Below are 23,245 nucleotides of genomic sequence, written 5' to 3'. Positions count from 1 at the left end.
TCTCGTCCGGGTGAGCAAGGCCGACCGTCCCGATCAACCAGGAGCGCAGGAGCGCTTCAACGAGGATCAGGCGACCTATGCCGTACGCGGTGCGGAACAACCGGACCTTGAGAAAGGCGTCGCCGCAATCCGCGAGGTGCTGAAGACGCTGCCAGTCAGGCCTGGTGTCTACCGGATGCAAGATTCTCGCGGGGACGTGCTCTACGTCGGCAAGGCGCGCGCGCTGAGGAACCGCGTAACCAACTACACGCAGGTCGCCCGGCTGCCGAAACGGCTGCAGCGGATGGTGGCCCAGACGCGGTCGATGACGATCGTGACGACCCGAACCGAAGCGGAGGCGCTTCTGCTCGAAGCGCAGCTGATCAAGCGCTTCCGTCCGGCTTACAACGTCCTACTCCGCGACGATAAAAGCTTCCCTTCATCCTTCTCCGCGAGGACCACGCCTTTCCAAGAGTGCAGAAGCACCGCGGGGCACGGCGGGCGAAGGGTCAGTATTTCGGGCCGTTCGCGAGCGCCGGGTCGGTCACTCGCACGCTCAACGCGCTGCAGAAGCTGTTCCTGTTGCGGAGCTGCTCCGACAGTTATTTCGAGAACCGCTCGCGGCCTTGCCTGCTTTATCAAATCAAGCGCTGCTCGGCCCCTTGCGTCGGCCGCATCAGCGAAGCCGATTATGATGAACTGGTCGACGACGCGAAGAACTTCCTGTCGGGCAAGTCGACCGGCGTTCAGGCTCGCTTGTCGAAGCAGATGGCCGAGGCGGCGGAGAAGCAGGATTACGAGCTCGCTGCGGTCTACCGCGACCGGCTCCGCGCGCTGACTTACATCCAGGGATCGCAGACGGTGCACGCCGAAGGGCTGGGCGATGCAGATGTGTTCGCTCTGGCCTGCAAGGCCGGGACCATGTCGATCCAGGGCTTCTTCATCCGCGGCGGCCAGAACTGGGGCCACCGCGCCTTCTTTCCGGCGCATACCAGCGATGTCCCCGAAGCCGAGGTGATGTCGAGCTTTCTCGTCCAGTTCTATGAGGACATGCCGCCTCCCAAGCGCATTCTCGTCGATCGCGAGGTAGCTGACACCGAGGTCCTCGAAGAAGCGCTGTCGGAGCGAGCAGGGCGTCGCGTCGCGATCGAGATCCCGAAACGCGGCGACCGCAAGAAGCTGCTCGACCAGGCTCGCCGGAATGCGGAAGAAGCGCTAGACCGCCGCCTTGCCGAGGCGACCACGCAGGGCAAGATCCTGCGCGAGCTGGCCGACACGTTCGAGCTTCCGGACGTGCCGAAGCGCATCGAAGTCTACGACAACAGTCACATCATGGGCACGAACGCGACCGGTGCGATGATCGTCGCGGGCCCGAGGGTTTCCGCAAGAACAGCTATCGCAAGTTCAACATCAAGCGGCCCGAGACGAATCCAGGCGACGATTACGCGATGATGCGCGAGGTCCTCGAACGCCGTTTCGCTCGCCTGGAGAAAGAAGACCCCGATCGGCAGAGCGGCGAGTGGCCTGACCTGCTGCTTATCGACGGCGGCAAGGGCCAGCTGTCGTCGGTCTGCGAAGTGATGGAGGATGCTGGAGTCCACGACGTACCGGTTGTCGGCGTCGCAAAGGGTCCGCATCACGGTCGTGAAGGCCGGGAGGTCTTCCACTTCCCCGGCGGCCGCGAGATCACGCTGCCGCCGAACTCGGCCTTGCTCTTCTACATCCAACGGCTGCGCGACGAGGCGCATCGCTTCGCGATCGGCACGCACCGCGCGAAGAGGGCCAAGAGCCTGACGACGTCGACGCTCGATGATGTCCCAGGCATCGGCCCAAACCGGAAGCGAGCGCTGCTCATGCACTTCGGGACTGCGCGGGCGGTGAAGGGAGCCGCTCTTGAGGATCTTGAGCGCGCACCAGGTATCAGTAAGACGATGGCGCGACAGCTGTACGACTATTTCCACCCGGCCGGCTGACGCGTGAACATCGAAACGCCCGCGATAGTCTGTGCCCTGAGAATGCACGCTGAGCACGGCGCGGTGGTCCGCCTGATGACGCCCGACGATGGCCTTCAGGCCGCCTATGTGCGCGGTGCCCGTGGGCGGCGGATGCGGCCGGTCGTCGTTCCGGGAAACCAGGTCCAAGCTCGCCTGCGCTCGCGGACCGAAGAACAACTGGCGCATGCCGAGCTGGAGCTGGTGCACAGCCGCGCGCCTTTGCTGTCCGAGCCACTTCCGGCTGCGGCAATCGATTGGGTCACGGCGCTGACCGCGACCGCGCTTCCGGAAGGACAGCCCTATCCGCGACTATACGCCGCTCTCGATGCGCTGCTGGCTTTGATCGAGGCCGCACCGTCAGCGCTTGGCTGGGCGAGCCTTCTCGTTCGGTACGAGTTGTTGGTTCTAGCTGAACTCGGTTTCGGTCTCGACCTCGACCGCTGTGCGGTCACCGGCTCGAACGACGATCTGGTGGCCGTAAGCCCGCGCTCGGGGCGTGCGGTCAGCGCAACGGAGGCGGAGCCATATTCGGGAAAGCTGCTATCACTGCCGAAGTTCGTCCGCGAGGGCGGCGCCGCCAACTGGCCGGAAATTCGCGACGGCCTGGAGTTGAGCGGCTACTTCCTCCTTCGCGACGTTCTGACCGGCCGAACGGCTGGGCTCGCGGAAGCGCGCTCCCGCCTCGTTGAGCGCCTTCTTCGCGCGGGCGGCCTCATCTAGCCGTTGTTTGCGGGGCTAACCTGTCTTAGCGTTTCAACCGTGACTGGTCTCGATACGCTCGCGATGCTTTTTCCGAACGTCGCGACGACGCACGGAATCACCGTGCGGGTCGCAGTCAGCTACCTCGCCGAGCAGTCAGACCCTTCGATCAACCGCTGGTTTTGGTCCTATCACGTGCGGATCGAAAATGGCGGCGGTCGTTCAATCCAATTGCTTTCGCGAAGCTGGACGATCACCGACGGACGCGGAGCGGTTCACGAAGTACAAGGCGAAGGCGTAGTCGGCGAGATGCCGCTGATCGCTCCCGATGGCAGCTTCGACTATGTTTCCGGATGCCCGCTCGACACGCCCATCGGGTCGATGAGCGGAAGCTATCGGATGGTCGATGAGGACGGTGGAACTTTCGACGTCGAGATTCCGAAGTTCGCGCTTCTCGCGCCTACGAACTGAGGCGGTGGCTTAGCCGCGTTCTCCGGCGCCCTGCTGAACTGGCGCAGCTTGGTTCGTTCCGAGCGCTGTCCACCTGGAGGCGGAGTTGCAGCTGCTGGTCAGGCTGATCTGCTGACCGGGTTGGAACGGCCGGGAATAGGGCCAGCATTCCTGCGCCGCGCCCGTGGTCAGGCAAAGCTGACCGTTTGCCGCCGCCCACGTCCCCGGGACCGATTTTCCGCTGGAGTCTGGGTTCGCGCGACTCCGCCCGGGTCGAAGAAGACGGTGTTGGTGCCGGCGGATCTCCCGCAAAGATCGCAGCATCGCGGGCGAATTGAGGCTCGCACTGACGAGCGGGAACTCGCGCGGCTCGGCTCCATCGCCTTGAGCTGTTCTGCAACCTCGGTGGAAATCGCCGGCGCGGCGGCGAAGACCGTATGTCCCCCGCTCGACCGTCGCGGCGATGAGCGCGCCGCGGAAGTGCACGAGCGACGGCGCGTAGGAACCGAGGATAAGAACCGTCTTGCCGCTCATGGCTTAACGCTGGCGGGCGACGCCCTCATTTGCAACGGCGGGTCTATTCGCCCTCTTCCACACGAAAATGCGTCCAGAGGCGCCAGAAGTATCCGGCGACGAGCACCACCAGGATCGCGTTGGATGCCGCGCCGACATACTGGTCGATCTCGCTGAAATTCTCGCGCAGCTTGAAGCCTGCGGTCGCGAGCAAAGCGGTCCATCCCGCCGTACCCAGCGTCGACGCGAAGAAGAAGGTCTTGAACCGCATCTTCAGCAGGCCGGCTGGAACCGACACGAGGGACCGTACGGTGGGAAGCAGCCGTCCCAAGAAGACGAAGAACACGCCGTTCCGGCGAAACCAGACCTGCGCTCGCTCGACTTCCTTCCAGGTCATCGTGATCCAGCGGCCGTAGCGCCGGATGAGCGGCTCCAGCCGGTTCACGCCCAGCGCCCGGGCCGCAAGATACCAGACGATGTTGCCCAGCATCGCGCCCGCGGTCCCGCTGGCAACCACGAGCGGGAAGCTCATCTTACCCTCTGCAGCGGCCATGCCCGCGACGGGCATGATCACTTCCGACGGAATCGGCGGGAAAACCGTTTCCAGGAACATCAGGAAGCCGACGCCGAGGTAGCCTGATTGCTCGATCAGGCGGATGACCCAGTCACTCATGCGATCAGGCGCTCCGCCTCAGTTCCAGGCTTGCTTCGATCGCATCCCAGATGAGGCCCGGCGTGTCTGTGCCGTTGAACTTGTCGATGGCGACGATGCCGGTCGGAGACGTGACATTGATCTCGGTCAGCCATCTGCCGCCGATCACGTCGATCCCGACGAAGAGCAGACCTCGGCGCCTGAGCTCCGGGCCCAGGACCGAACAGATTTCCAGTTCCCGCGGCGTCAGCTCGGTCTTCTGGCCCTTGCCGCCGACGGCCAGGTTTGACCGGATCTCGCCTTCGCCGGGTACCCGATTGACCGCGCCTGCGACTTCACCATTGACGAGGACGATACGCTTGTCGCCCTCCACGATCTCCGGAAGGAATTTCTGGATTACGTGCGGCTCGCGATACGTCCGGTTGAACAGCTCTATCAAAGACGCCAGGTTCCGGCCGTCCGAGCTGACCCGGAAGACCGAGCCTCCCGCAAAGCCGTGAAGTGGCTTCACGACAATGTCGCCATGCTCGGCGAGGAAGTGTCTAGCGGCACCGATCGACCGCGTGACCATGGTCGGCGGCATAAAGCGCGCGAAATCGAGGACCCAGACCTTTTCCGGCGAGTTCCGGACTGCCGCTGGGTCGTTGACGACCAAAGTCTCGTCCTGGATCCGCTCGAGCAGGTGCGTCGCGGTGATGTAGCCGAGGTCGAACGGCGGGTCCTGCCGCATCAGGACGACGTCGACGTCCTTGCCCAGGTCGAGGATGGCGAAGTTGCCCTTGCGGAAGTGGTCGCCCGCCACCGGCTGGACCGTCACCTCGTGAGCACCCGCGTAAAGCCGGCCATCCTGCCAGGTGAGGTCTTCCGCGAGATAGTGGAACAGCTTGTACCCGCGCTGCTGCGCGCCGAGCATGATGGCGAACGTTGAATCGCCGGAGATATTGATGCTCTCCAGCGGGTCCATCTGAACGGCTATGCGCAGCGACATTGCCGCCGCCTAATTGACGCCCAAGGCTTTGTCACCCTTGCCAGATGTTCGGGACGTGGCGGGGGAGGCGGCCCGGAACGATGAAGATTGCGTCGATGCGCACATCGTCATCGGGCTTTTGGTAGCGCGCCGTGAGACGCTCCGCCCTCGCCGCCGGGAAAGCTAGCGCGCCAGGCGACGATGCGCCAGCCGTGGAGGCAGAGCCACACGTAGGCGGGTCTCCGCCCCGCGGCCGCGCTTTTCGGCTGCTTCGCGGTTCACTTCGAGAGTTCGAGGGCGCGGGCGTAGGTGCGCTTCCTTGGGACGTTGAGAGCAGCGGCCACCTCGGCTGCCGCGCGCGAAGGGGACATACGCTTCAGCGCCTCGTCGAGTGCGGCATCCAACTCGTCGTCGGTTGCTGCTACACGTTCGGCCGGAGGGCCGACGATGATCACGATCTCGCCCTTGGGCGGATGGTCTGCATAGCGATCCGCAAGCTCGCCCAGCGACCCCGTTACCGTTTCCTCGTGAAACTTGCTGATCTCGCGAGAGACTGCCGCCTCCCGCTGCCCGAGCCCGTCAGCAAGCGCGGCCAGGGCGTCCGCGAGGCGCGGACCGCTCTCATAGAACACCAATGTCGCGCGAACGCCTGCAATCTCCGCAATTGCGTCAGCCCGGGCCTTGGCCTTCGACGGCAGAAACCCCGCGAACAGGAACCGGTCGGTCGGAAGGCCTGCGAGAGTCAGCGCCGCGATCACGGCCGACGGACCCGGCAAGGTATGAACGGGGTGACCGGCTGCCCGGGCATCGCGCACCAGCTTGTAGCCCGGATCGGAAATCAGGGGGTCCCGGCGTCGCTGACGAGCGCGATGGCCTGCTCGCCCAGCTGTGAAACGATCCTTGCTCGCTCGGCTTCGTTCGTATGATCGTTGTAATTCGCGAGCCGTGTCTTCGCGCCCGAATGGGCCAGCAGCTTGGCAGTCACTCTTTTGTCTTCCGCCAGCACGAGATCCGCGCGCCGGAGCACGTCTGCCGCGCGCGGCGTCAGATCGCCGAGGTTCCCGATCGGCGTCGCAACGATGTAGAGCCCGGGCGGTAGCCGATCTTCGTCCATTCCCGACCGTGCATCGCACCCGCGGTGGCGCCCATGCAAGCTACGTTTAACCCCGTATCGCTAGGCTCTTTTAAACCAGAGAGAATAGGTTCATCTTCAGTACCTAAGGCCTTGGGGAGAGGGTCATGTTCGAGTTGGCGATCGCATCGGCAATTTTTGCGGCGGCGTTTCAGACGGCGGCCGCGGATGGCGCCCGAACCGCGCTCAGGACCTGCATCAAGCAAGCCACCGTCGAAGCAAAAAGCGCGAAGGTGACGAACGACGGCTTCACCGCCTTCGTTCGGCAGAAATGCTCGGCGCAGGAGACGAGCTTCAAGTCAGCGGTCTGGGCGTTCGATTCCAAGAACAAGGTGTCAAAGAAGCAGTCGGAATCCGACGCGGAATTCCAAATCGAGGATTTCCTGTCGATGGCAGCTGATCACTACGCGAACGATCCGCAGTAAGGTCTAGTCCGCGGCAATCTCCGCAAGCACGCGGTCGAGCAGCAGACGGCCCGACGCCGTTGCGCGAAGACGACCGCCTTCGCGCTCCAGATGGCCCGAAGCGAAGAGGCGCTCCACGGCGGGGTCATCGACGACCGGCCTCCCGAACCGATCGGACAATGCTGCGGGATCGATGCCTTCCGACAGTCTCAAGCCCATGACCAAGGCTTCGTCGGCTGCCTCACGCGGATCGAGCATTTCTTCCTCGACCATGCCGTGACCGTTCCGCTTCATCCCGGACAGGAAGTTCTCGGGTTTGCGATGCCGAACCGTGCGCTTGCCGAGCCTCCGTCCGTGCGCTCCGGGTCCCACGCCGGCATAATCGCCGTAGCGCCAGTAGGTGAGGTTGTGGCGGCTCTCCTGGCCGGCACGCGCGTGGTTGCTGACTTCGTATGCCGGGATGCCGGCGGCGGACGTACGCTCCCAGGTCACTTCGTACAGGCCAGCCGCTTCGTCGCAGTCGAGCGGTTCAAACTCGTGCTTTGCGACCATCGAAGCAAATCGCGTCCCCGGCTCGATGGTCAGTTGGTAGAGCGACAGATGCGACGTGCCCTTTTCGAGCGCGCAGTCGAGCGTCTTGGCCCAACTCGTCTCCGTGTCCCCCGGCAAGGCATAAATCAGATCGAAGCTGACGCGCGGGAAGTGCTTCTGGGCGATATCGAGAGCGCGATGTCCTTCGTCGGCTGAGTGAGCTCGTCCGAGGAACGCGAGGGCGGTGTCGTCAAAGCTCTGGAGCCCAAGTGACAGGCGATTGACGCCTGCTGCAGCAAGGTCCGCAAAGCGATCAGCTTCCACTGAGTTCGGATTCGCCTCGAGCGTGATCTCGATGTCTTCCGAGGCCTGCCAGTGCTCGCGCGCACGGCCGATGATGGCGGATACGGTTGCTGGGTCCATCAGAGATGGTGTGCCACCGCCGAAGAAGATCGAGGTCAGGCGCCGGTAGGGGAGCAAGCTCGCTTCGTAGGCGAGGTCGGCGAGCAGCGCGTCGCGCCATTCATTCTGGTCGATGGTCGACCGGACGTGGCTGTTGAAGTCGCAATAGGGGCATTTACTGACACAGAACGGCCAGTGGACGTAAAGCGCCAGAGGCTCGACGGTCACTTCAGCGCTTTCACCAGCTTCCGGAAGGCGTCGGCGCGGTGGCTGATGCCGTGCTTTTCAGCCGGATCCATCTCGCCGAACGTCACCTCGCGACCATTCGCGACGAAAATCGGGTCGTATCCGAATCCGTTGGCGCCGCGCGGCGGCCAGGTCAAAGTGCCATCGACGCGTCCTTCGAAATTCTCGACCTGACCGTCGTTCGGCCATGCGATCGCCAGCGCACAGGCGAAGTGGGCGTCGTGGCCGGCGTCAGGGCCGGCTGCCTCGACCTCGCGCCAGACGCGCTCCATTGCGCGCATCCAGTCGCGATTGCCCTGCTCGTCTTCCGCCCAGCGCGCGGAGAAGATGCCCGGCGAGCCCTGGAGAGCATCGACGCAAAGTCCGCTGTCATCGGCGAGGGCGGGAAGGCCCGAGAGGTCGGCCGCCTCGCGGGCCTTCAAATCGGCATTGTCGACGAACGTGTTCCCGATCTCCTCGGGCTCCGGAAGATCCAAATCCTTCGCGCTTACGCAGGTTATACCGAGCGGTTCGACGAGATCCGCGATCTCTCGAAGCTTGCCCGGATTGTGCGTCGCAATGACAAGCTTGTCGCCGATCGGCCTCACCGGCCGGCGGCCTTGAGCTGTGCGGCGAAGATTTCGGTGCAGCCGATGCGCGCGAGGCGAAGCAGTCTCAACAGGCCCTCTTCGTCGAAGGTTTCGCCTTCAGCCGTCAACTGCGCCTCCACGATCGCGCCGTCGGCGGTCAGGACGAAGTTGCCGTCCGACCCCGCCGTGCTGTCCTCGTCGTAATCGAGATCGAGCACTGCGGTTCCCTGATGGATACCGCAACTGACCGCCGCGACCTGCGTCCGGATGGGATCTTCGGCGACGGACTTAGACGCAATCAGCTTGTCCACCGCGATTCGAAGCGCGACCCATGCGCCCGAGATCGATGCGGTGCGGGTTCCACCGTCGGCCTGGATCACGTCGCAATCGACGATTATCTGCCGCTCGCCGAGTTTCGGAAGGTCGACCACGGCGCGAAGGCTGCGACCGATCAGTCGCTGGATTTCCTGGGTCCGGCCCGACTGCTTGCCCTTGGCCGCTTCACGATTGCCGCGCGTGTGGGTGGCGCGAGGAAGCATGCCGTATTCGGCGGTGACCCAACCCTGTCCTTTACCGCGGAGAAAGGGCGGGACCTTGTCGTCGATCGACGCAGTTACGAGCACGCGCGTATCGCCGAATGAGACGAGGCATGAGCCTTCCGCGTGGCGGGTGAAGCCGGGCTCGAAGGTCAGAGTTCGCATTTGGTCGGGGGCGCGGCCGCTCGGGCGCATTGGGTGCTCCTGATGGTGGATTCGTGGGCTCCCCTAGACCGGGCGGCACGCCAATCCTAGATGCGGGACTGGAATGGCCCAGCATATCGGCGAGCTTAGCGATCGGATGCGCGAGATCTTCGGCCGTGTGGTCGAAGCCTATCTCGAGCGCGGGATTCCGGTTGGGTCAAAGACGCTCACCGGGACCGTGAACTTGTCGCCGGCTTCGATCCGGGGCGTGATGCAGGATCTGGAGGAGCGGGGCCTGCTCACCCATCCGCACACGTCCGCCGGACGGATTCCGACCGAGACGGGGCTGAGGCTGTTCGTCGACGGCATCATGCAGGTCGCTGCACCCGATCCGCGCGAGCGGCGCGAGATCGAGCGGCAGATCGCCCGCGACCAACCGGTCGAGGATGCGCTTGCAGCCGCCTCTGCGGCACTCTCAGGACTGTCGCAGGCGGCGGGCGTGGTCCTGGCTCCGAAAAGCGAGATGCGGCTGAAGCAGCTTGGACTGGTGCCGCTCGGGCCGGATCGCGCGCTGGCCGTACTCGTCGGCGCCGACGGGAATATCGAGAATCGGATCGTCAATCTCGACGGCGTGACGAGTTCGGAAGCGCTGAACGAGGTCACCAACTTCATCAATGCGCGCCTGTCCGGGCTGACGCTTCAGGAGGCGCAGGCGCGGCTCCTGGCGGAAATTCGCGACCGCCGCGAAGCGCTGGATCGCGCCGCCGCCGAGTTGATCGCATCGGGCCTCGCCGCCTGGAGCGAAGATCACGCGCGGCGCCCAGTGTTGATCGTCCGCGGGCAGGCGAACCTGATCGACGACAATGCCGCGGCCGACCTCGAACGCGTTCGAAGCCTGCTTGAAGAGCTTGAGAACAGGCAGGAAATCGCCCGCCTGCTCGAAGGCGCACGCGATGCTCCGGGCTGCCGTATCTTCATCGGCAGCGAGAACCGGATGTTCGCCCTTTCGGGCTCGTCGGTGATCGCCGCGCCTTATCGCGGGAGCCAGGGCGACGTTGTCGGCGTTGTCGGCGTCATCGGCCCCACGCGCTTGAACTACGCGCGCGTCATCCCAATGGTAGACTTCACGGCGAAGGCCCTTACGAGACTGATGGCATGAACGAGAACGACGACAAACTTGGAGAAGAAGCGGAGGAAATCCGCCGCGAAACCGCTGAAGGCGCGCCCGAGGTCGCCGAGCACGACCGCGTTGCGGAGCTCGAAGCTGCCCTGGAGGAAGCGAACAGCAAGGCGCTTTACGCTGCCGCGGAAATCCAGAACGTGCGCCGCCGGCTGGAAACGGAAAAGCAGCAGGCTGCGAACTATGCGACCACGCAGTTCGCTCGCGACATGCTCGCCATCAAGGATCACCTCGAACGGGCTCTCGACGCGGTGTCTAAAGAGCTTCGGGACGACAAGGTGGCAAGCAGCTTCCTCGCGGGGATGGAATCGACTGCGCGCGAGCTGGAGGCGGTCTTCACCCGTCACGGCATCACCCGCATCGCCGCCCTCGGCGAGCAGCTGGACCCGCACAGGCACCAGGCGATGATGGAGATCCCGGACGGGGACGCCGAACCGGGCACGATCGTCCAGGAAATGCAGCCCGGCTACATGCTCAAGGATCGCCTGCTGCGGCCCGCGCTCGTCGGGGTGGCTCGCAAGCCCGACTAATGGACCTCGCGGTGCTGGGTCTCGCCCTTGGTGGAGAGGCTGAAGCGCGGTTCTTCCTTCAACGCTCCGAAGAGGCGCGAAGCGGCATAGCGTCCGACCTCCGGGCCGTGCTTGAAGCCGTGTCCTGACCCGCCGCCGACGAGCAGCACGTTCGACAGGCTTGGGTGCGTGTCGATCAGGAAATCGCCGTTCGAGCTGTTCTCGTACTGACAGACTTCCGCTCCGATGAGCGGAGCATTGCGCAATCCCGGGAAGCGGCGGTCGCGGAAGGCGATGATCTCGTCGAGAGCCGCCTGCGTAGGGCGGCGATCATGCGTATCCGGATCGACTAGGACGCCATGCTTGTCATGGGCGAACTTCGCCCGCGGTTCTCGAGGTCTGGGAACCCGTAGAAGATGTCCCCGTCGTTGAAGTCCGCCCATCCGGGCATCGCTTCGGGAGAATAGCTTTTGTCGCCGGCCGGCTTTGCGAAATAAAAGACTTCCTGACGGGTGGCGAAAATCTTCTTGCCGAGCACATCTGGGAAGATTTTCGGCAGCCACGGACCGAGCGCGAAGACATAACGGTCCGCCATCAGGGTCTCGCCCGACTGGAGCTTAACGCCATTGAGCCTCGAGCCGCCCGCGTGAATAGGTAGTGCAGACCCCAGCCGACATTCGCCGCCGGCCCGGACGAAGCGGTCGACGAGCGTTTGCACCGAACGCCGCGCCATCAGTGCACCGAACTTCGCCTCGAACAGACCGAACTCGATCCCGGTGAAGTCGATCATCGGGAAGCGGCGCTGCATCGTCGCACGGTCCATCTGCTCGATCGGCAGGCTGAGCTGCTTGTGCACTTCCATGCTGCCGCGGAAATAATCGTCTTCCACAGCGCTGAAGAACAAAACTCCGCACGGGATGAGGATTGGCAGTCCCGAGACTGCGCTCAGCGCCTGCCATTGCGGGAGGCTCTCGGACGCGAACCGCGTGTAGATCGCGTCCTTGCCGTACGCGGCGCGGGTCAGGCGGGATTCGCCTCCGGACGAAGCCCGGCTGTGCGATGCGCCCCAAGCGTCGATCAGGGTAACTCGGTGCCCGGCATTCTGGAGGTGATGAGCGGTCCAGGAACCGAACACGCCAGCCCCTACAATGGCGACATGCTCACCCTTCTTCCCTTGTGCCATCGCCGAACTCCCAGCCGCCAAAACGGCAGCGCCGCCCGCCCCCTGTAGGAGCGAGCGGCGCGATACCTTGAACTTCGGCTTGGCTGAAGCTTCGCCGTTGCTCATCCCAGTCCGATCAACCGCGTTCCGGAGCCGGTGGCGGCGGCGGAGGAGGAGGCGGCGGAACCGGGCAGGCCTCGGTCGCCAGGATCACCGATCCGTCCGCGCAGGTCTGCGTCGCCGGAGGCGGCGGAGGCGGCGGGGCGGAGGAGGCGGCGGCGGAGCCGCTACCGGCGGTGCTTCCCTGAACTTGTACCGGGCGGTCAGGCCGATCGTACGAGGGGTTCCGATGTTGTAGCCGATACGGGCGCGCATGCCGCGCTCGCGGTCGAATGACAGCTTCGGGTTCGTGTCGAACAGGTTTTGGACGTAGGCGACGAGCTCTAGGCCACTGTCCCATTCGATTCCGGTCGACAGGTTGACCAGATTGTATGCCTTGAGCCTCAGCGAGCCGAAGTCGTTGACGCCCGAGCCGAAGTCGCCGGTGATCGGATCGTAGAACAAGGCATTGCCGACGAAGCCGGCACCAGGCTCCTGGTCGCTCGGCTGCGTGTATCGGCTGCCGACGTACTGATAGCTTGCAGTCGCATACCAATCGGCATTGTCGCTGAAGCGCGTGCCATAGGTTGCGCTCGCAGCCAGCTGGTATTTCGGAACGGTCGGCAGGCGGTTGCCCTTCCGAATGCCGGTCCGGGTTGCCAACGGTTCAGGCACGGTTGAGTCGAACTCGGCGCTGACGATGCTGCCCGCAAGCGAGAGCTCGAGACCCGGTGCCGGATGCGCCGCAAACTCAGCCTCGAAGCCCACCGTATGGGCCTTCGGAACGTTGAGCACGATGCGCGACGAGCAGCTTCCGGCGTCCACCGTGACCTGCAAATCCCTGATCTGGCTGGTGAAGGCCGCCGCATTGAACGTGATGCCGCGACGCTGATACTTCACGCCGGCCTCGTAGTTCCACAGCGATTCATCGTCGTACGAGTTCGACTGGAATGGGCCGTAGATGGAAACGTCCTGCGCGCTGCAGAGCGGGAGGTTGAGCGGATCGTTGATGCCGCCAAGCCGGAAGCCCTTCGCCGCCTGGACGTTGACGCTGAGATTGTTGGTCGGCTCCCACGTCGCAATCACGCGCGGGTTGAAGCCGTTCGACTTGGTCTTGTCGCCGATGCGGGTGTCGCCGTTGGCGAAGATGCCGCCCGAGATGAAGTCGCGGGTTTCTTTGAAGTCGTAGTAGCGTCCGCCTGCGGTCAGCTTGAACTGGCCGAAGTCGTAGCTCGCTTCGCCGAACAGGGCGCCTTGCTTGATGTCGTATGGAAGGTCGGCGTTGTACGGCGAATCTGCCGGGAAGCCGTTGCGCGTGTCCGCGATATCTACTCCCGGCGCGATCACGTCGAGGAAGTCCTGACCGAACTCATCTGAGCCCGGAGTTGGGAGCCGCTGGGCATACTTGCGGTCGACCTTCGAATAGAATCCGCCGAAGACCCACTGGAACGGCCCGCTGCCGGTTGAGGCGAGGCGGAGTTCCTGCGTCCACGTCTTCAACTTGGTGGTGTCGCGGAGATTGGAGGCCAGATCCGCGCCGCCGATCGCAAGGGAGCGGCGCCCGCGAACGAGACATAGACGGAGGCCGTGAGCGCCGATGCGTCGCGGCTGACCAGGATGTCGCGATTGATGTAGCTGGTGACCGAGGTGAGCTCGACGCCGCCAAGGTCGACGGCTGCCGTCAGGTCGGCGAGGAGCGTGTCGTCCTTGAACTTCTCGCGAAGCCGCAGGTACTGCTTGCGTTTTCCGATCAGGTCGCCGCCAGTCGTCGTGAACTGGTTGTCGAAGAGGTTGTAATGCTCTTCGCGGTTGAAGCCGTCTGCCCGAATCTGCTGGTAGACGACGCGCGGCGTGATGCGGATATTCGCCGTGGGTTCCCACAACACCGCAACGCGGCCGCCGACGCGGCTGCCGTCGTTGATATTCTTTCCGCCGGCGGGGCCGGCCGCGTCGATGAAGCCGGCATATTTGGTGCCGTAGGCGACTGCGCGTAACGCGGCGGTGTCACCCAAAGGCACGTTGATCGCGCCCTTCATGTGATAGCCGATGTCGCTTTCGTCGACGGTGTTGATATTGGCCTCGACCAAGCCCTCGGTCGTGCCGAGCTTCGGCTGGTTGGTGATGTAGCGGATGGTGCCGCCGACCGATCCCGAACCGAACAGAGTGCCCTGAGGGCCGCGAAGGGTTTCGACGCGGTTCAGATCGAAAAGATCGAGGTCGGGTGTGAACAGCGAGAGCGAGATCACGCTCTCGTCGAGATAGACGCCGACCTGCTCCTTCACGCCCGGCTGGTCGCGGACGATTTGGCCGGCCGAGACGCCGCGCACGGAAACCTGGCTCTGGCCCGGCCCGAGGTTTTGGACGGTGAGGCCCGCGATGTTGCGGCTCAAGTCCTCGATAGTCTGGGCGTTCGCGCGCTGGATGTCCTGCTCGGTCTGTGCGTTGATCGAGAAGGGAACGTCCTGGACCGTCGTGGCGCGCTTGGTCGCCGTGACGATGATTTCGTCGCCCTGCATGTCTTCGGGCTGGTTTGCCGCTTGCGCGGTCGCCTCCGGAGCGGTTTGGGCGAATGACGGTGTTGCGAGTGCGACGGCAGCGGTGCCGACGAGAAGAATTGCCGAGCGGCGCATAGAAAGCCCCTTTGTTTGCGCGGACCCGTAATGATTAGGCGGAACGGCCGTGTATGGGAACCGAGGCTAACAAATGTGTCAGCTTTGTCCCCTCTGTGTTGCTGCCGGGTGACACGGCAATTTTCCTAGTAAAACGGCAGGATTTCGCGCGGCGGGCAGATGGTCAGCGCGCGCCCATGGTCGGCAAGAAAGCGGTGGCGGACGATTTCGGCTTGCTGCTCAAGGCCATAGTCCTCGAACCGCCGTCCGGGCTCGAGGTCGTAGCCGTATCTGCAGAACGGATGGCGCATGAGCGGAAGGTAGAAACGCCCGCGCTTCTGAGTCTGCCACACGTGGGTCAATTCATGGATGAATAGGCCTTGCCGATGGAGCGGCTCGCGCGAGAAATCCTCGGACCAAAGGTCGGAATGGGGATGAAAATGGATGTTGCCCATCGGAGCCATCGCCACGCTCTGGGGCTGGAACGGCCACCACTTGCGCCGCACCATCCTTACGCGGCCGTAGTCGATCGCGTCGCCGAACATCGATCGGGCGAGCACGATTTCGCCGGGTGTCAGCGGTCGTGAGGCATTCCCTCCGTTCAAGCGTTCATCCCTCAATCCAGCCCTCCGTAGCGTCCACGGGCAGTAGCGGAACCCTGATTTGCGCTACTTGCCGGGAAACAACTGCGGGGCTAGGGCAGGCCAAAATCAGAAAACGGAGGAATCTTCCATGAGCGAGACTGCCGATCGGGTGAAGAAGATCGTCGTCGAACATCTCGGTGTCGAAGCTGACAAGGTTACCGAGGACGCGAGCTTCATCGACGATCTCGGCGCCGACAGCCTCGACATCGTCGAGCTGGTGATGGCGTTCGAAGAGGAATTCGGTGTCGAGATTCCCGACGATGCAGCCGAGAAGATCAGCACTGTTAAGGACGCGATCGACTATATCGAGCAGAACAAGGGCTGATCGGGTCCGATAACTGCCGCCGCTGCATTTGATGCTGGCGGTACGAACGGCTTCCCGCAGCCTGTCGGGAGGCCGTTTGTTTTTGATGTCTATAGTGGAGTGAAGACATGCGCCGTGTCGTGGTGACTGGTCTCGGCCTCGTAACGCCGCTTGGCGGCGACGTTGAAACGACCTGGAAGAATATCCTTGCGAGCAAAAGCGGCGCCGGGCCGATCACCCATTTCGACGCCAGCGACCAGAAATGCCGGATCGCCTGTGAGGTAAAGCCGACCGATCACGAATATGGCTTCGACCCGTCGAAGCGCGTCGATCACAAGGTCCAGCGTCAGGTCGACCCGTTCATCATCTACGGGATCGATGCGGCCGGTCAGGCGATCGAGGACGCGGGCCTCACCGACATGGACGAAACGACCCGCCTTCGCGCCGGGGTCTCCATCGGCTCGGGCATCGGCGGTCTTCCGGGGATCGAGAGCGAAAGCCTCGTCCTTCACGAGAAGGGGCCGGGCCGCGTCAGCCCGCACTTCGTTCATGGCCGCCTGATCAACCTCATCTCCGGACAGGTCTCGATCAAGTATGGCCTGATGGGCCCGAATCATGCGGTCGTAACGGCTTGCTCGACCGGTGCGCACTCGATCGGCGACGCCGCGCGGATGATCCGCGACGACGATGCCGACATCATGCTCGCCGGCGGCGCGGAGGCGACCATCTGCCCAATCGGAATCGCCGGTTTCGCGCAAGCTCGCGCACTGTCGACGGCGTTCAACGACCAGCCCGAGAAGGCGAGCCGTCCCTACGACAAGGATCGCGACGGTTTTGTCATGGGCGAGGGCTCCGGCGTCGTCGTGCTCGAGGAATATGAGCATGCGAAGCGCCGCGGCGCGAAGATCTACGCCGAGGTTGTCGGCTACGGACTTTCGGGCGACGCCTATCACGTGACCGCGCCGCACCCCGAAGGATCGGGTGGCTATCGGTCGATGGAAATGGCGCTGAAGAAGTCGGGCCTGCAGCCGTCCGATATCGACTATATCAACGCGCACGGCACTTCGACGCCGCTCGGCGACGAATTGGAGCTCGGGGCTGTCCGCCGACTGTTCGGCAATGCCATCGGCACCGTCTCGATGAGCTCGACCAAGTCGGCCATCGGCCACCTTCTCGGCGGCGCCGGTGCGGTGGAGAGCATCTTCTGCATCCTCGCGCTTCGCGACCAGATCGTCCCGCCGACGCTCAACCTCGACAATCCTAGTGAGGGCACCGCCGGCGTCGACCTCGTTCCACACAAGGCGAAGGAACGCTCCGTCCGCGCCGTCCTCAACAACAGCTTCGGCTTCGGCGGCACGAACGCCTCGCTGATCATGAAGGCCGTCTAATGCGCACTCTCTGGCGCCGCCTGGCGCTGGGGATTGCTATCGCGGTGGGCATCCCCGTCGCGATACTGCTTTACGGCTGGTACGGCCCGGGACCTAGCGCGCGGGTTTCAGACTTCACCGTGGAGGAAGGATCGAGCGTCGCGGCGGTCGCCGGTCAGCTCGAAAAGGCGAAACTTATATCTTCCGCACGGCGCTTCAAAGTCGGTGCCCGGCTGTTCGGTGGCGCCGATCCGGTTCAGGCCGGCGAATTCGAGATTCCGAAGGGCGCCAGCGCTGCGAGCATTCTCGACTTGCTCCAACACGGCAAGCCCTTGCTGCGGCTGATCACCGTCACGGAGGGAATGCCGTCGATCATCGTCCAGGAGAAACTGGCGGCAAACCCATTCCTGACCGGCCCCACACCGACGATCGCTGAAGGTTCGGTTCTGCCCGACAGCTACAGCTATGAGCGCGATGAAAGCCGAGCGGCGGTCGTCGCTCGGATGCAAGTGGCAATGACGAAGACTCTCGACCAGCTGCTCAGGAAGCCCGCGAACTGCCCCGTCGCGTCACGGCAGGAGGTCGTCATCTTGGCCTCGATCGTCGAGAAGGAAACCGGGAAGGCGTCCGAGCGCCGGATGGTGGCGGGCGTTTACTGCAATCGCCTGCGCATCGGCATGAAGCTCGATGCCGACCCGACCGTCATCTACCCGATTACCAAGGGCAAGCCGCTCGGCCGAAGGATCAAAAAGTCGGAGCTAATGGCCATTACCGGCTACAATACGTATCGCGAGCCCGGCCTACCGATGGGACCCATCGCCAATCCGGGTAAGGAAAGCATCGCCGCGGTCCTGAATCCGGAGCAGACGAAGGCGCTCTACTTCGTCGCGGACGGCACCGGGGGACATGTGTTCGCTGACACGCTACAGCAGCATCAGGCCAATGTTCAGCGTTGGTATGCGATCCGCCGCCAGCGCGGCGAGATGTAGCTAGCCGCTCAGCGCTTCCGAGCGGACGTAGCCGACCCTGCGATCCCGCCCCGCATAGCCCCATGCCCAGCCGAGCGTGTCGTCGAGCATGCTGAACGGGTCGTCGACCTCCAACTCCGCGAGCTCCTCCGCTTCATCGGACGCTGCAATGCGTAGCGGTGAATTGGCGATAACGATCTTGTCGATCGGCTCCGCATAGTGCGACGCGATGACCTGACCGGCGAGCGCGACGTCGGCGAGGTCTGGGCGATAGGCGTGGGAGGCTGGATCGGGCGGGCTCGAACGGCCGCTGAGGGCGAACCCGCTAACGGTGCGCGTAGGCCGGCTGCTGTCCGATGACCGGCCGGTGCGAGGCGAGCCGGTCGCTCTCGCGGAGGTTTCGTTTGAACCCTTCAAGAAAGTTCGCCCCGTTGCTGGTGCGGACGACGAACACGTTTCTTCGATCGTCCTGATCACGTTCGCGGCGCAGATAACCGAGGGTACCCAAGGTGTTCAAGGCGCGGGTGACGACGGGCTTGGACACGCCAAGCACCTTGGCGAGGCCGCGGACCGTATGGGGCCCGGGCGTCAGATAGACCATCATCAGGAGGGCCATTTGCCGGTTGGTGAGGTCCGGCTCGCCAGATCGGACATAGGCGATAAGCGCCCGCATCCAACCAGCTAGCGATTCGTCGCCCATTTCGGCTCTCTCTCCCGTCCATCCCGTGATGGGCAAGTAAACAGGTGAGTTGCCGAAATGTTGCAGGTGCGGTCCGGTTTTAGGACCGGAAGACCGCAAAAAGGGCTGTTACCGTTGGGTCGGTAGCGGTCGGTAACGTTCTTCTAGGACGGCGAAAAATGCCCTTAGCCCAAGGGCTTCGCCTCCCTTGGGGCGCCCCGGCTTGGCCTTGTCCCGCCACGCATAGGTATCGAGATGGGCCCAAGGGGTCTCTTTGGGCACGAAGCGCTTGAGGAACATTGTGGCGACGACCGCCCCGGCCATCGGCGATCCGGCCGCATTGGCCAGGTCCGCGACATCGCTCTTCAGCATCTCCTCGTAAGCGTCCCAGATGGGCATCCGCCATGTAGGATCCGCAATTTCTTTGCCCGAGCGAGCCAGCTGGTCCGCCAGCTCGTCATTGTTGGAGAAAAGGGCAGGGAGGTCCGGGCCCAGCGCAACCCGCGCCGCGCCCGTAAGCGTTGCAAAGTCCACGATCAGCTCGGGCTCGCTCTCGCCTGCCTTGGTCAACGCATCGGCGAGGACCAGCCGGCCCTCTGCATCCGTATTATCGATCTCGACGTGAAGCCCTTGGCGGGACTTCACGATGTCTCCCGGCCGCAGGGCATTGCCGGACACGGCATTCTCGACAGCCGGAATCAGGAGATGGAGCCGGACAGGAAGCCGCTCTCCCGCAACGAGCCTTGCGAGCGCGAGGGCGTGGGCTGCTCCGCCCATGTCCTTCTTCATAAGCCGCATTCCGCTGGCCGGCTTGAGATCGAGGCCGCCGCTGTCGAAACAGACGCCCTTGCCGATCACGGCCACGCGCGGGTGATCCGGGCGTCCCCATTCCAGCTCGATCAGGCGCGGCGCACGCTCCGCCGTCGCCGCGCGCCCGACCGCAGCGATAAGGGGATAGCCTTCGTCGAGGTCCTTGCCGGAGGTGACTCGAATCTCGGCGCCGATCAGTTCGGCGACCTGTCTCACGGCCTTTTCAAGTTCGGCCGGGCCGAGGTCGCCAGCCGGCGTGTCCACCAGATCGCGAACCAGCGATACCGCTTCCGCCTGCCGGACGGTCGGGTCGACCCTTGCCGGTTCGCCCGTCACCAGGATGCGTGGGCCGCGTTCCGGCTCGTCGTTTTTAGAGCGGTAGGCTTCGAGGCGGTGCTGCGCGAGCAACCAGCCGAGCGCTGCCTGGCCGGGCTCTCCCGATGCAAGCTTGTAGGTCCCTCGGGCAGGCTTTCGCCGAGTTTCGCCAGACACCAGGGTGACAGCGACTCGGTGTCCGCGACCGCGCTCACGACTTCCAGCTCGTCCGCCTTTCGCGGGAGGATGACGAAAGCGAAACCCGTCTTCCCGTCGAACCGGTGGGCCTTGAGGAGCGCGAGATCCTCGGCCGGGCGGGTCTTCGCCCAATCCTCGAAGCTGTTCTTGTCGACGAGATGAATCGGATGCGCCTTCTGGCCGCGGTCCGCCACGAGCAGGGAATTGAAGTCGGTCATGGGTCCGACGCCTTAGCGGGATGCACGAACAGGCGAAATGCCCGACTGCCAAGCCAAACGGCCAAGCATGTTAACCTCTTCTTAGCCATGACGGGCCAGCTTCGCCCGAATGTCTTTGCGCGCCCAACTCGATACCGAACCCGACAAGGGCGAACGTAGGTCGGCCAGCCGCCGCAAGCTTCGCCTGGAGGTGGAAGGAGTCAGCGCCTCGACCTCGCAGACTCAGGTCGTGATCCACGATCTCTCGGAAGAGGGCCTGCTCGTCGAAAGCCCGATCGACCTGGTTGCAGGCGAGCTTCTCGAGGTGGTCATTCCCGAAGCGGGAACGGCACAGGCTGAAGTTGCGTGGAGCAGCGGACGCTTCTTCGGGTGCAAATTCACCCAATCCGTTTCGACGGCGGCCGTCAGCGCGGCGCTCTTGCGAAGCCCGTCCGAGAACCAGAAGGCCCCTAATGCCGAGGTCGTCGAAAAGGCGCTGATCGAGCTCGAAGCCTTGTCGTTCGCGATCCGGCGGGTGACGAAGGCCGTCGACCAGGCGATCGATCGTCTCAACCAGAAAAAGGACTAAGCCGGCACTCCGAACAAATCGTGCTCGTCGCTGTCCTCGACCTTTACGCTGACGATGTCGCCGGGCGACAGGTGGCCAGCGTCACGCAAGTGAACTTCCCCATCGATCTCCGGCGCATCGGCCTTCGAGCGGCCTGTCGCGCCGATGCCATGATGATGTTGAGGATGGGGAGCATCGAAATGACCCCTGTCCGCGCCTTCCTCCGGCGGAGGAACTTCATCCACCCGATCAATCAGCACCTCGATCGTCTTGCCGACCTTGGCGGCCAGCTTCTCGGCGCTGATGCGAGCGGAAATCTCCATCACGCGGTCGTAGCGCTCCTGCTTCACTTCCTCCGGCACGGGGTCGGGGAGGGTGTTCGCCGCAGCACCTGATACCGGCTCGAACTTGAATGCGCCGACGCGGTCGAGCTGCGCTTCTTCGAGCCAGGTGAGCAGGTACTGGAAATCCTCTTCCGTCTCGCCGGGGAAGCCGACGACGAAGGACGAGCGAACCGCCATGTCGGGCACTATCAAGCGCCAGCTCCTCAGCCGTTCGAGCACCTTCGCTTCATTCGCAGGCCGCTTCATCGAGCGAAGCACCTTCGGGCTCGCGTGCTGGAATGGGATGTCGAGGTAGGGGAGGACCAGTCCCTCAGCCATTAGCGGGATGACCTGGTCGACGTGCGGATAGGGATAGACGTAGTGCAGCCGCACCCACGCGCCGAGCTTGCCAAGCTCACGCGACAGGTCGGTCATGTGAGCGCGGACTTCCTCGCCTTTCCACATGCGCGGCTGGTGGCGGATGTCGACGCCATAGGCCGACGTGTCCTGGCTGATGACGAGCAGCTCCTTCGTGCCCGCCTCGATCAGCTTTTCCGCCTCGCGGAGGATCGCGTCGGGGCGACGGCTGACGAGGTCGCCGCGGATGCTCGGGATGATGCAGAAGCTGCAGCGGTGATTGCAGCCCTCTGAAATCTTCAAGTAGCTGTAGTGGCGCGGTGTCAGCTTCAGCCCGCTTCCGGGACTAGGTCTAGATAGGGCGAAGGGGCAGGGGGCGCTGCTTCATGAACCGCCGAAACCACTTCCTCGTACTGCTGCGGCCCGGTGATCGCGAGCACATCCGGGAAGCGCTTGCGGATGACATCCGCCTCATTGCCCATGCAACCCGTGACGACGACGCGGCCGTTCTCGGCGATGGCCTCACCGATCGCTTCCAAACTCTCTTCCTTTGCGGAATCGAGGAAGCCGCAGGTGTTCACGAGCACGACGTCCGCGCCCGCATAATCGGGCGACATCTGGTATCCGTCAGCGCGTAGCTTGGTGATGATCCGCTCGCTGTCGACCAAAGCCTTGGGACAGCCAAGCGACACCAGGCCCACGCGCGGGGGTCGAGGCAGAGTTGTCGTTTCCATCGGGAAGGGAGCGCCCTTAGTGAAAAAGTGCGGCTGAATCGAGGCTTAAGATGATTTTACCTCGACGGCGATGATGTGCAGGTCCGAAGACCCGACGTTTTCCACATAGTGCGGAGGCAAGGGCTCGATCCATAGAGCCTCTCCGGCGGCAGGCGCCGGCTTGCCGCGGCTGTCGGCAAGAATGTTGCCCTGATCGTCTCGCCGGATGAAATCGCTCCAGCTCAACACGTACAGCGCGGCCGGCCACTCATGCGCGTGGACGGGCGTACGATCGTCGGCAGCCAGGCGTGTGTCCAGGATCCTGACTTTTTCGTTTTCGTAGAGGACGTCGTGGTGATCCGGCGCGGACTGCATTGCGTCGAGAGGATGCACTGCCATGCAGCGAGAATGTCCTACGACACGTTTCTCGGCAATCTAGGCAGCGACGCGCAGACCCGTCAGCTCGGCCGTCGGCATCAAACGCGCAAACTCGAAGCCCAAAGTCGCCACGTGCGCACGCTGGACATCTTCAGCCGCGATCGTGCCGCCGTGGCCGTCCGGCAGGTCGAAGCAATCGCTGGCATCGGGCACCAGGATCATGTCCCAGCCCATGTTCGCGCCCGTTCGAACGGTGGTCGACACGCACATGTCGGTCGAAATCCCGAACGTGACGACATGCTTCGCGCCAAGCCGCTTCAGCCTGAGGTCGAGGTCGGTTCCGATGAAGGCAGAGTTCACGCTCTTGGTGACCAGCTGCTCGCCTTTTTGCGGTTCGAACCCGGGGCGGAAGGCATTTCCGGGAGCGCCAGGAGCGAGCGACGAGCCCGGCTGAACGGAATCATGCCGCACGTGGATGATCGGCCGTCCGGCGGCGCGCCACGCGGCGAGTAGGGCCAGTCCATTCTCATCCACCTTGTTGTTCCAGCGGCGCGGCCATGACGGACCGTCGAAAGCCTGCTGCATGTCGATGGGGAGGAGGACGGCGCGGTCGAGATCGAGTTTCATAGCGCTTCAATACGCTCGCG

The 23,245-nt window shown here is 63.8% G+C and carries 24 protein-coding genes and 4 pseudogenes; 10 read left to right on the top strand and 18 right to left on the bottom strand.

Annotated elements, in window-relative coordinates; translation table 11 throughout:
• The first annotated feature begins 10 nt into the window (after positions 1-10).
• The 3 genes and pseudogenes from uvrC (at position 11) to apaG (ending at position 3,143) form a co-directional block, all read left to right on the top strand.
• Positions 11-1,952 (top strand): annotated as a pseudogene (uvrC, locus tag H9L14_RS08365) (excinuclease ABC subunit UvrC).
• A gap of 3 nt (positions 1,953-1,955) precedes the next feature.
• Positions 1,956-2,693 carry a DNA repair protein RecO gene (recO, locus tag H9L14_RS08360; RefSeq protein WP_187707743.1) on the top strand — a complete coding sequence of 246 codons (738 nt, stop codon included), beginning with the start codon at positions 1,956-1,958 and terminating at the stop codon, positions 2,691-2,693.
• Positions 2,694-2,756: 63 nt separating this feature from the next.
• Positions 2,757-3,143, top strand: a complete 387-nt coding sequence (gene apaG, locus H9L14_RS08355; protein ID WP_187709922.1) for a Co2+/Mg2+ efflux protein ApaG — start codon at positions 2,757-2,759, stop codon at positions 3,141-3,143.
• A 9-nt stretch (positions 3,144-3,152) separates the two neighbouring features.
• Here apaG and H9L14_RS08350 read toward each other — a convergent pair whose 3' ends face one another.
• The 4 genes and pseudogenes from H9L14_RS08350 to rsmI all read right to left on the bottom strand — a co-directional run bounded on the left by H9L14_RS08350 (position 3,153) and on the right by rsmI (position 6,368).
• A complete protein-coding gene (locus H9L14_RS08350; RefSeq protein WP_187707742.1) occupies positions 3,153-3,656 on the bottom strand; it encodes a hypothetical protein in 504 nt (167 codons plus the stop codon).
• Positions 3,657-3,699: 43 nt separating this feature from the next.
• Entirely contained in the window at positions 3,700-4,308 is a 609-nt protein-coding gene (locus H9L14_RS08345) for a DedA family protein (protein ID WP_187707741.1), read from the bottom strand.
• Between the two features lie 4 nt (positions 4,309-4,312).
• On the bottom strand, positions 4,313-5,275 hold the full coding sequence (gene gshB, locus H9L14_RS08340) for a glutathione synthase (protein ID WP_187707740.1): 963 nt from the start codon (positions 5,273-5,275) through the stop codon (positions 4,313-4,315).
• Between the two features lie 257 nt (positions 5,276-5,532).
• Positions 5,533-6,368: pseudogene (gene rsmI / locus H9L14_RS08335) on the bottom strand (16S rRNA (cytidine(1402)-2'-O)-methyltransferase).
• A 125-nt stretch (positions 6,369-6,493) separates the two neighbouring features.
• Here rsmI and H9L14_RS08330 point away from each other — a divergent pair.
• Positions 6,494-6,811 (top strand): hypothetical protein, encoded by a 318-nt coding sequence (locus H9L14_RS08330; protein ID WP_187707739.1) that lies wholly within the window; start codon positions 6,494-6,496, stop codon positions 6,809-6,811.
• Positions 6,812-6,814: 3 nt separating this feature from the next.
• Here H9L14_RS08330 and hemW read toward each other — a convergent pair whose 3' ends face one another.
• From hemW to rph, 3 genes are read right to left on the bottom strand one after another with little or no spacing between them, the layout of a single operon-like run.
• Positions 6,815-7,951 (bottom strand): radical SAM family heme chaperone HemW, encoded by a 1,137-nt coding sequence (gene hemW / locus H9L14_RS08325; protein WP_187707738.1) that lies wholly within the window; start codon positions 7,949-7,951, stop codon positions 6,815-6,817.
• Positions 7,948-8,556 carry an RdgB/HAM1 family non-canonical purine NTP pyrophosphatase gene (gene rdgB, locus H9L14_RS08320; protein ID WP_246443996.1) on the bottom strand — a complete coding sequence of 203 codons (609 nt, stop codon included), beginning with the start codon at positions 8,554-8,556 and terminating at the stop codon, positions 7,948-7,950. The genes hemW and rdgB overlap by 4 nt, the downstream gene beginning before the upstream one ends.
• Entirely contained in the window at positions 8,553-9,269 is a 717-nt protein-coding gene (rph, locus tag H9L14_RS08315) for a ribonuclease PH (protein WP_187707737.1), read from the bottom strand. The genes rdgB and rph overlap by 4 nt, the downstream gene beginning before the upstream one ends.
• 73 nt (positions 9,270-9,342) lie before the next feature.
• Here rph and hrcA point away from each other — a divergent pair, with 73 nt between their 5' ends.
• Positions 9,343-10,377: a heat-inducible transcriptional repressor HrcA gene (gene hrcA / locus H9L14_RS08310; RefSeq protein ID WP_187707736.1), complete on the top strand. Its 1,035-nt coding sequence runs from the start codon at positions 9,343-9,345 to the stop codon at positions 10,375-10,377.
• Positions 10,374-10,928, top strand: a complete 555-nt coding sequence (gene grpE, locus H9L14_RS08305) for a nucleotide exchange factor GrpE (protein WP_187707735.1) — start codon at positions 10,374-10,376, stop codon at positions 10,926-10,928. Before hrcA ends, grpE begins: the two co-directional genes overlap by 4 nt.
• Here the strand turns inward: grpE and H9L14_RS16635 are convergent.
• The 5 genes from H9L14_RS16635 to H9L14_RS08285 all read right to left on the bottom strand — a co-directional run bounded on the left by H9L14_RS16635 (position 10,925) and on the right by H9L14_RS08285 (position 15,322).
• On the bottom strand, positions 10,925-11,350 hold the full coding sequence (locus H9L14_RS16635; RefSeq protein WP_187707734.1) for an FAD-dependent oxidoreductase: 426 nt from the start codon (positions 11,348-11,350) through the stop codon (positions 10,925-10,927). The genes grpE and H9L14_RS16635 overlap by 4 nt on opposite strands.
• Positions 11,257-12,090 carry an FAD-dependent oxidoreductase gene (locus H9L14_RS08295; RefSeq protein WP_187707733.1) on the bottom strand — a complete coding sequence of 278 codons (834 nt, stop codon included), beginning with the start codon at positions 12,088-12,090 and terminating at the stop codon, positions 11,257-11,259. The genes H9L14_RS16635 and H9L14_RS08295 overlap by 94 nt, the downstream gene beginning before the upstream one ends.
• A 189-nt stretch (positions 12,091-12,279) precedes the next feature.
• Positions 12,280-13,668 carry a TonB-dependent receptor gene (locus H9L14_RS15785; RefSeq protein ID WP_281389365.1) on the bottom strand — a complete coding sequence of 463 codons (1,389 nt, stop codon included), beginning with the start codon at positions 13,666-13,668 and terminating at the stop codon, positions 12,280-12,282.
• A complete protein-coding gene (locus H9L14_RS15780; RefSeq protein WP_246443993.1) occupies positions 13,665-14,798 on the bottom strand; it encodes a TonB-dependent receptor plug domain-containing protein in 1,134 nt (377 codons plus the stop codon). The genes H9L14_RS15785 and H9L14_RS15780 overlap by 4 nt, the downstream gene beginning before the upstream one ends.
• A gap of 125 nt (positions 14,799-14,923) precedes the next feature.
• Positions 14,924-15,322 (bottom strand): vgr related protein, encoded by a 399-nt coding sequence (locus H9L14_RS08285; RefSeq protein WP_187709920.1) that lies wholly within the window; start codon positions 15,320-15,322, stop codon positions 14,924-14,926.
• A gap of 187 nt (positions 15,323-15,509) precedes the next feature.
• Here H9L14_RS08285 and H9L14_RS08280 point away from each other — a divergent pair, with 187 nt between their 5' ends.
• The 3 genes from H9L14_RS08280 to mltG all read left to right on the top strand — a co-directional run bounded on the left by H9L14_RS08280 (position 15,510) and on the right by mltG (position 18,081).
• The gene (locus H9L14_RS08280) at positions 15,510-15,746 is read left to right on the top strand and encodes an acyl carrier protein (RefSeq protein WP_187707732.1); all 237 of its coding nucleotides are present in this window, start codon (positions 15,510-15,512) and stop codon (positions 15,744-15,746) included.
• A 107-nt stretch (positions 15,747-15,853) separates the two neighbouring features.
• Positions 15,854-17,113 carry a beta-ketoacyl-ACP synthase II gene (fabF, locus tag H9L14_RS08275; RefSeq protein ID WP_187707731.1) on the top strand — a complete coding sequence of 420 codons (1,260 nt, stop codon included), beginning with the start codon at positions 15,854-15,856 and terminating at the stop codon, positions 17,111-17,113.
• A complete protein-coding gene (gene mltG, locus H9L14_RS08270; protein WP_187707730.1) occupies positions 17,113-18,081 on the top strand; it encodes an endolytic transglycosylase MltG in 969 nt (322 codons plus the stop codon). The genes fabF and mltG overlap by 1 nt, the downstream gene beginning before the upstream one ends.
• Here the strand turns inward: mltG and H9L14_RS08265 are convergent, their stop codons facing one another.
• The 3 genes and pseudogenes from H9L14_RS08265 to H9L14_RS08255 all read right to left on the bottom strand — a co-directional run bounded on the left by H9L14_RS08265 (position 18,082) and on the right by H9L14_RS08255 (position 20,280).
• Positions 18,082-18,477, bottom strand: a complete 396-nt coding sequence (locus tag H9L14_RS08265) for a hypothetical protein (protein WP_187707729.1) — start codon at positions 18,475-18,477, stop codon at positions 18,082-18,084.
• Positions 18,386-18,733: a MarR family winged helix-turn-helix transcriptional regulator gene (locus tag H9L14_RS08260; RefSeq protein WP_187709919.1), complete on the bottom strand. Its 348-nt coding sequence runs from the start codon at positions 18,731-18,733 to the stop codon at positions 18,386-18,388. Before H9L14_RS08260 ends, H9L14_RS08265 begins: the two co-directional genes overlap by 92 nt.
• A 135-nt stretch (positions 18,734-18,868) precedes the next feature.
• Positions 18,869-20,280: pseudogene (locus H9L14_RS08255) on the bottom strand (leucyl aminopeptidase family protein).
• Between the two features lie 109 nt (positions 20,281-20,389).
• Here H9L14_RS08255 and H9L14_RS08250 point away from each other — a divergent pair.
• Positions 20,390-20,848 carry a PilZ domain-containing protein gene (locus H9L14_RS08250; RefSeq protein WP_187707728.1) on the top strand — a complete coding sequence of 153 codons (459 nt, stop codon included), beginning with the start codon at positions 20,390-20,392 and terminating at the stop codon, positions 20,846-20,848.
• Here the strand turns inward: H9L14_RS08250 and rimO are convergent.
• The 3 genes and pseudogenes from rimO to H9L14_RS08235 form a co-directional block, all read right to left on the bottom strand.
• Positions 20,845-22,241, bottom strand: a pseudogene (rimO, locus tag H9L14_RS08245) (30S ribosomal protein S12 methylthiotransferase RimO). The gene H9L14_RS08250 and the pseudogene rimO sit on opposite strands and share 4 nt — an antisense overlap.
• Positions 22,242-22,286: 45 nt before the next feature.
• Positions 22,287-22,619: a cupin domain-containing protein gene (locus tag H9L14_RS08240; protein WP_187707727.1), complete on the bottom strand. Its 333-nt coding sequence runs from the start codon at positions 22,617-22,619 to the stop codon at positions 22,287-22,289.
• 36 nt (positions 22,620-22,655) lie between these two features.
• Positions 22,656-23,225, bottom strand: a complete 570-nt coding sequence (locus H9L14_RS08235; protein WP_187707726.1) for an isochorismatase family protein — start codon at positions 23,223-23,225, stop codon at positions 22,656-22,658.
• Positions 23,226-23,245 lie beyond the last annotated feature (20 nt).

Origin of the sequence: Sphingomonas sediminicola, from assembly GCF_014489515.1 — a bacterium.
In the GTDB taxonomy this organism is placed as follows: domain Bacteria; phylum Pseudomonadota; class Alphaproteobacteria; order Sphingomonadales; family Sphingomonadaceae; genus Sphingomicrobium; species Sphingomicrobium sediminicola.
The sequence above is the reverse complement of the archived record's forward strand: the minus strand, read 5'-3'. Positions and strand labels throughout refer to the sequence as shown.